Consider the following 2,168-nt stretch of genomic DNA (forward strand, 5'->3'; position numbering starts at 1 on the left):
GGTAGAAACGGTAGAAGAGGCTACTTCGCATAGTAAAGTTTATAAGTTTTACGAACAAAATATAAGTAGTCTATCTCCATATATCGTGAAGGAATTGAAGGGGTGGATACAAAAAGTTTCAGGAGAGACAGTACTAGAGGCGCTTAAAATCGCGTTTGAAAATAATAAGGGAACACTTGCTTATGTGCAGGGGATTTTGAGGAATTGGTGTAAGAAAGGACGAGTAAGCTTCAGTAAAGGAAAGGAAATAGTGCGTAAGAGAGAAGTGTTCAGTTTGTATGATCCATAGCATGAGCAAGTAATGATTTCTTCTTTTCTAAAAGGTTCTTTTACAATAGAAGCGAATAGATTGAGAGAGGAGGGATTGTATGGAAGTCGTCATAAAAAAGAAACGAAATAGGGGAAAAAGAATTTTCATTTGGTCTAGTAGTATCGTTCTTTTTTTGTTTATTTGCGTTATGATTTTTTTGAACATATATACGCTTAGTTCTATGCCAAAGATAGATGGAACGATAAAACTTGAGGATTTACAACACGCTGTTACGGTGAAGCGGGATAGTAAAGGAATACCGCATATTAAAGCGGGAAATGCACATGATTTATATTTTTCGCAAGGGTATGTACAAGCGCAAGATCGTTTGTTTCAAATGGATTTAAGTAGAAGGCAAGCTTCTGGTATGTTAAGTGAAGTTGTAGGGGAAGCAGCTGTTGATCGAGATAAGTTGTTTCGAACGCTCGGTTTACGGCGAGCGGCAGAAGCATCTGTTAGTCAATATGATGGGGAAGCGAAATATGCCCTGCAGTCATTTGCTGATGGGGTGAATGCTTTTATACGTGAGGCGAAGGCCGAAAAGAAATTGCCAGTGGAGTTTACTCTATTAGGTTATGAACCTGCTGAATGGTCAATGGTTGATTCTTTAACGATCGGAAAGTATATGGCGTTTGATTTAGGAGGACATTGGCATGGACAGGCATTTCGATATTGGGCGTTGAAAAATCTTCCGGAAAAGCAAGCAAATGAGCTATTTCCTACATATCCGAAAGATGCACCTAGATTGCTCGCTGAACTGAAAAATACAAATGTGAATGTAGCACAAAGTTTTTCAAAGACAGTAATTCCGCCGGAGTTTAACGGTAGTAATAACTGGGTGATAAGCGGTGAGAAGAGTGTGTCTGGTAAACCGATTTTAGCGGATGATCCTCATTTATCGCTTGCGACACCTTCTATATGGTATCAAACGAGACTTGACATGAAAGATTTACATGTGAGTGGCGTTATTTTTGCTGGAGTACCAGGTGTTATATTAGGGCACAATGACAAAATTGCATGGGGTGTTACGAATACTGGTCCTGATGTACAAGATTTATATATTGAAAAGAGAAATCCTAATAATGAAAATGAATTTTTGTATAACGATAAATGGGAAAAGGCTACGGTTGTTGATGAATCTATTAAAGTAAAAGGCGGGAAAACAATTCCGTATAACGTTACAATTACGAGGCACGGTCCAGTAATTTCAGAGTTTGCGGATAAGGGTAAGGAGAAAACGAAAACAGTATTCGCTTTGAAATGGACTGCTTTAGAGCCTTCAGCTGAATTAAAGGCAGTATTAAATATGAATAAAGCAAAAAACTGGAATGAGTTTGAAACAGCTCTTCAAGATTTTCACACACCGACTCAAAACTTTTTGTTTGCATCAAATGACGGCACAATTGCTTATAAAGCGAATGGAAATATACCAGTGCGTAAAAAAGGCGATGGTAGTTTGCCAGTTCCAGGATGGACAGATGAATATGAATGGGAAGGGTATATCCCATTTGATCAGCTTCCAAAAGTAATAAATCCAAAACAAGGGTTCATTTCAACTGCGAATAATAAAATTGTTGATGATAATTATCCGTACCATATTAGTAATACGTGGGCACAGCCATATAGGCAAATGCGCATTCAAGAGTTTTTACAAGAGAAGGAAAAATATACGGTGAAAGATTTACAAAAGTTACAGATGGATCAAAAGAATTTATACGGGAAAGAATTTGCTCCTATATTTTTAAAAGAGTTAAATAAAACAGATTTAAATGAAGTGGAGAAAGAAGGCGTCAAACAATTAACAAAGTGGAACTTTTACGATAGTAAAGATGAAGCGGCACCATTAATATTCTGTAAC

The 2,168-nt window shown here is 37.3% G+C and carries 2 protein-coding genes; both read left to right on the forward strand.

The annotated features are described in order from the left end of the window. On the forward strand, positions 1-289 hold a 289-nt coding region (locus AC1DTM_RS23725; protein ID WP_477001034.1), incomplete at its 5' end, for a DnaD domain-containing protein. A gap of 79 nt (positions 290-368) precedes the next feature. Then, on the forward strand, positions 369-2,168 hold a 1,800-nt coding region (locus tag AC1DTM_RS23730; protein WP_477001035.1), incomplete at its 3' end, for a penicillin acylase family protein.

This window comes from Bacillus sp. P4_D3 (assembly GCF_056401855.1).